The sequence below is a fragment of the Arthrobacter sp. HMWF013 genome (assembly GCF_003061105.1).
GTDB lineage: Bacteria > Actinomycetota > Actinomycetes > Actinomycetales > Micrococcaceae > Arthrobacter.
Map to the genome: position 1 here is coordinate 1 of NZ_QAIQ01000388.1, position 4,343 is coordinate 4,343.

General features: G+C 66.7%; 6 protein-coding genes. 2 read left to right on the forward strand and 4 right to left on the reverse strand.

Annotated features, from left to right (window positions below):
• Both DBR22_RS14375 and DBR22_RS14380 read left to right on the forward strand, forming a co-directional pair.
• Positions 1-534 (forward strand): TRCF domain-containing protein (locus DBR22_RS14375; protein ID WP_308810215.1); only part of this gene is annotated, 534 nt, incomplete at its 5' end.
• 5 nt (positions 535-539) lie between these two features.
• Positions 540-1,361: a metal-dependent hydrolase gene (locus DBR22_RS14380; RefSeq protein WP_108599580.1), complete on the forward strand. Its 822-nt coding sequence runs from the start codon at positions 540-542 to the stop codon at positions 1,359-1,361.
• Between the two features lie 71 nt (positions 1,362-1,432).
• On the opposite strand, the gene DBR22_RS14385 is transcribed toward DBR22_RS14380, so the two are convergent.
• From DBR22_RS14385 to DBR22_RS14400, 4 genes are all read right to left on the reverse strand, one after another.
• Positions 1,433-1,699 carry a hypothetical protein gene (locus DBR22_RS14385; protein WP_181365193.1) on the reverse strand — a complete coding sequence of 89 codons (267 nt, stop codon included), beginning with the start codon at positions 1,697-1,699 and terminating at the stop codon, positions 1,433-1,435.
• A gap of 53 nt (positions 1,700-1,752) precedes the next feature.
• The gene (gene deoC / locus DBR22_RS14390; RefSeq protein WP_108599581.1) at positions 1,753-2,478 is read right to left on the reverse strand and encodes a deoxyribose-phosphate aldolase; all 726 of its coding nucleotides are present in this window, start codon (positions 2,476-2,478) and stop codon (positions 1,753-1,755) included.
• A 144-nt stretch (positions 2,479-2,622) separates the two neighbouring features.
• Positions 2,623-3,483, reverse strand: a complete 861-nt coding sequence (locus tag DBR22_RS14395; RefSeq protein WP_108599582.1) for an FAD-dependent oxidoreductase — start codon at positions 3,481-3,483, stop codon at positions 2,623-2,625.
• Between the two features lie 202 nt (positions 3,484-3,685).
• A partial coding sequence (locus tag DBR22_RS14400) for a uroporphyrinogen-III synthase (RefSeq protein WP_108599584.1) occupies positions 3,686-4,343 on the reverse strand: 658 nt, incomplete at its 5' end.

Below are 4,343 nucleotides of genomic sequence, written 5' to 3' on the forward strand. Positions count from 1 at the left end.
GTGGGTGAGGCCGTGGCTGACTACCGCGGCGATGCCGAGGAAAAGGCGGCCGAGATGAAGATCGAGCTTCCCGTCAACGCCCACCTGCCGCACGACTATGTGCCGGGGGAGCGGCTGCGCCTGGAGGCGTACCGCAAGCTCGCATCAGCGCTGACGTACGAGGCCATCGAGGAGGTCCTTGCCGAGCTGGTGGACCGCTACGGTGAGCCGCCGCTGCCCGTCCAAAACCTCATCGCCGTGGCCCGCTTCCGGGTAGGCGCCCGCGAGGCCGGCCTGTCCGACGTCGCGCTCCAGGGCAACTTCATCAAGTTCTCGCCGGCGCAGCTGCCGGAGTCCAAACTGATGCGGCTGACCCGGATGTACCCGGGCTCCCAGTCCAAGCCCGCCCTGGACGCGGTGCTGATCCCGAAGCCGAAGACCGCAAGGATCGGCGGCAGGGACCTCCAGGACGCCGAAATTCTGGAATGGGCCAACGGCGTCATCAGCAACATTTTCGCCGACGCGGCGGTTGCTGCCTCACCCACAGGTAACTGACCTTGATGGGAGGACACCACGCCGCGTCGGGAGCCGCGGCGTGGGTAGCTGTTGCCTCAACGGGGCCGTACACCCTGGGCTGGTATCCGCTGGACGCCACCGGAATCGTCATTGGAGGCATGGCGACGGCAGGCACAGCGCTGGTGTGCGACTGGGACCACCGGCACAGCACCGTTGCCCGGTCGTTGCCCCCGTTGTCCAACGTCATCGCCGTCGGGATTGAAAACGCCAGCGGCGGGCACCGGCAGGGTACCCACTCGGTCCTCGGGGCGGCGTTCTTTGTGCTGATGGCGAGCCTGGCCGGCCAGATCCAGGTGCAGACGCAGTGGGGGCTGCTGTCCGTGGGCGCCGGGGTGCTGTGCATGTTCCTGATCAACATTGCCGCCAAAGCCCTGAAACTGTTTCCGAAGTCAGGGTTCCTCACCAACTGGATCTTCGGGCTCGTCATGGCGGGGCTGGTCACCTGGTTCGCCCCCGATCAGTGGACGTGGCTGCCCATGTCCATGCTGATCGGGGTGGTGGTGCACATCGTCGGGGACATGATCACCACCGGCGGGGTGCCGCTGCTTTGGCCGATCGTCATCAAGCCGCCGAAGTTCCTCCGGAAGCTGCCGGTGCTGAACGATATCTGGCGGGCCAACGGAGCGTTCTCCCTGCCGCTGCTGGGCAGGGCCGGTTCCAAGCGTGAGTGGCTGGTGCTGATCCCGGTCAGCGCCTACGCCATGGTGGGCATGTGTGTGGCCGGCTGGTCGCTGGCGAAGGCGCATTTCCCCACTGCCATGGCGCTGGGCGGCAGCGTGGTCGGCCGGCTCTTTGGTGCGGACTGAACCGGGGCCAATGGCAAAAGGCCGGGGCCGCGGAAGAATCCGCGGCCCCGGCCTTTGACGTTCGGGTGTGCTTAGTTCTCGCCGGCGGAGTCGGAGCGGCCCAGCACGGTCATCGGAATCCAGAAGGCCAGGGCAAAGAGGCCAAGGCAGACCGCCATGGGCCAGTAGTTGTCCAGCGTCAGCCAGGACAGCGAGTACACGGAGCCCAGGAACAGCGCAATCATGACCACAAAGAGGGCGATGCTGGTGACGAGGCTGTTCTCGTTCTGCGGGGTCTGGATGGTGCCCGCCTGGGCACTGCCGGCCGTGTTTGCCTGGCCGGTGATTTTGCTGGACATGCGTTCCTCCTTGGGCCCCGTGGGGCTTTACCTGTGGAAGCCCGGCTGCGCTGTCAGTATGCGGATGAACCCTGTTCACCCTTGACGATGGCAATGCCGGAGCTGGCACCAATACGTGTTGCACCTGCAGCAATCATAGCCTGAGCATCGGCGAGTGACCGCACCCCGCCGGACGCTTTGACGCCAAGGTCAGGGCCCACAGTGCGCCGCATCAGGGCGATGTCGTCGGCGGTGGCGCCGCCGCCGTTGAACCCGGTTGAGGTCTTGACGAAGTCCGCCCCGGCCTCGACAGCCGCCTGGCAGGCAAGGACCTTCTGGTCATCGCTGAGGAAGACGGTTTCGATAATGACCTTCAGGATGGCCCCGCTGGCGTGAACCGCCTCGGCCACGGCGGAGATGTCCTCCACCAGCGCGCCCTGATCGCCCGCACGGGCAGCGGCAATGTTGATGACCATGTCCACTTCATCCGCACCATCCAGGACCGCACCGCGGGCTTCGAATGTTTTCACGTCCGTGGGGGCGGCGCCCAGCGGGAACCCGACAACGGAGCAGGTCAGCACACCGGAACCCTTGAGGGCGGTTTTCACTGTCTTGACCCAGACCGGGTTAACGCAGACCGACTTGAAGCTGTATTCGGCGGCCTCCGCGCAGACCTTCAGGACGTCGGCTTCGCTCGCTTCGGGCTTGAGCAGGGTGTGGTCGATGTAGGACGCGATGTTGCCCGGCACTGAGTCCGTGCCCGCTCCGGGGTGGTTCACAGGAGTGGCTTCGTTGCTCATGATGGTCCTTTCCATGTGGCCTTGTGGGCCGCCGGTGCCACCATGTCAGTGGCTGTTCAGGTGACCATCTTGCCACAGCACCAGCCGCCCTCGATGGTGCGTGCGTGGCACCATCGGGCGGGAACGGACCGCGGCCACAAGGGCTCAGGCGGCGAGCCCGAGCGCTGCGCCGGCGGGAGCTGCCGTCATGAGCTGGGTGGCGCAGACCCCGGCGGCAGATGCGGCCGCCACCAGCAGTCCCAGCCGGACGCCGTCGAACGCTGCGGCGTCGCCGATGGCCCAGATGCCCGGCACTGACGTCCGGAAGTCCCGGCTGATGACGATGCCTCCGCTGGCCGCAGTCTGCAGGCCGGCGCTGGCGGCCAGGCCGTCCCGCGAGATGCGTTCCTCGGCAAGCACCACCAGGTCGCCGTTCATGCTGCTGCCGTCCGCGAAGATCACTCCAGAGGAGCCCAGGGCGGAGCCGGATGAAGCCGGAACGACGGCGGCGGGGCGGACTGTGGTGCGGATCGGACGGACACCACGGGCACGGAGCACCGCTTCGGCCTGTCCGGCGGCAGCTCCGGTGCCCACCAGGATTCCCAGCGGCCGCCGGCCCAGTCCCTTGGTGATGTCCATGACGGCTTCGCCAATGCGGGCGGCGTCGTCAATCGTGGAGTAGCTCAGGCAGTGCCCGGATCCCTCGACGGGTGCGTCCAGCGGTGCGGATCCCGTGGCGATGACCAGCTGGTCGTAGCTGAATTCCATGCCATCGGCGGTGGCGACGGTGCGGGCTTCTGCGTCTATGTGGCTGGCCGGCTGGCCGAAGCGGACCGAAACCTGGGGCAGCAGGGCCAGTTCCAGGAGTTCCTCGGGTGCGTCGTCACGGTTGCTGAGGACCGTCACGGTGCCGCTGAACCTGGCTCCGCTGAGCTGCCTGACCAACGCCTGGGCGGCAGGGCCGGCACCTGCAATGACGATGCGCTGTGCGGAGGAGAATGAGGTGGACGGTGCCGGAGCGGACATGTGTTGGCCCTTTCGCTGGCGGCCGCGTGAACGGCCGGAACTTCATGATGGACCCAGCGTAGGCCTCGGCTTTTTCGGTTGTGTTTCCCCGTCATTGCTCCTCTATCGGGGCCCGTTCGCCAATGTTTACCGGCCGGTAACACTTCCGGTGACCCCCGTCTCATTCACGCGTGAAACGGAAATGAAACGGGGGCGGGACAGCTTAGACGCGGAGGCGGTAACCCCGTTTGACCACGGTTTCGACCAGCCGGCCGTCCGGCAGGGAGGAGCGGAGCCGGCTGACGGTCATGTCCAGGGCATGGACTGAACCGCGCAGTTCAAGGAGTTCGGACAGTGATTCGCGGGACAGCACAGCTCCGCCGGCCCCCAGCAGTGCACGCAGCAGCAGCAGGGGAGCAGGTGCCAGTTCAACGGGCTGCCCGTCGATGCGCAGGCTGCGTCCGCGAAGTTCAATGTTGCCGGACCGCGTGTCCAGCCGCCGCACGTGGTTCAGGGCAAGGTGCTCGCACACCAGCCGGATCAGGGCCCCCATCCGGAAGCGCTCCGGGATCAGCGGGGTCACGCCGGCGTCGAGCAGCGGCTGGGCTGTTACAGGCCCGACGACGGCTGTGGTGACCGTGGTCTGCAGGCTTTCGATGAGCTGCTTGTAGACGCCCATCTCGTGGGCTGTGCTCCACATCGCGTCCACAGCGGGGGCGCTGGTAAAGGTCAGGACGTCCAGGTTGCCGCTGCAGGCCGCTTCGATGAGGCGGGGAAGCCGGTCCTCGCCGTCGGGCTTCACCCAGCGGTAGGGGGTGACGGTCAGGACTGTGGCGCCGGACATCCGCAGACGTTCAAGCTGACGGACATCCGTGTAGCCG

Coding starts and splice junctions, on each gene's coding strand:
- DBR22_RS14395 (WP_108599582.1), bottom strand. CDS start 3,483: ATGTCCGCTCCGGCACCGTCCACCTCATTCTCCTCCGCACAGCGCATC.
- deoC (WP_108599581.1), bottom strand. CDS start 2,478: ATGAGCAACGAAGCCACTCCTGTGAACCACCCCGGAGCGGGCACGGAC.
- DBR22_RS14385 (WP_181365193.1), bottom strand. CDS start 1,699: ATGTCCAGCAAAATCACCGGCCAGGCAAACACGGCCGGCAGTGCCCAG.
- DBR22_RS14380 (WP_108599580.1), top strand. CDS start 540: ATGGGAGGACACCACGCCGCGTCGGGAGCCGCGGCGTGGGTAGCTGTT.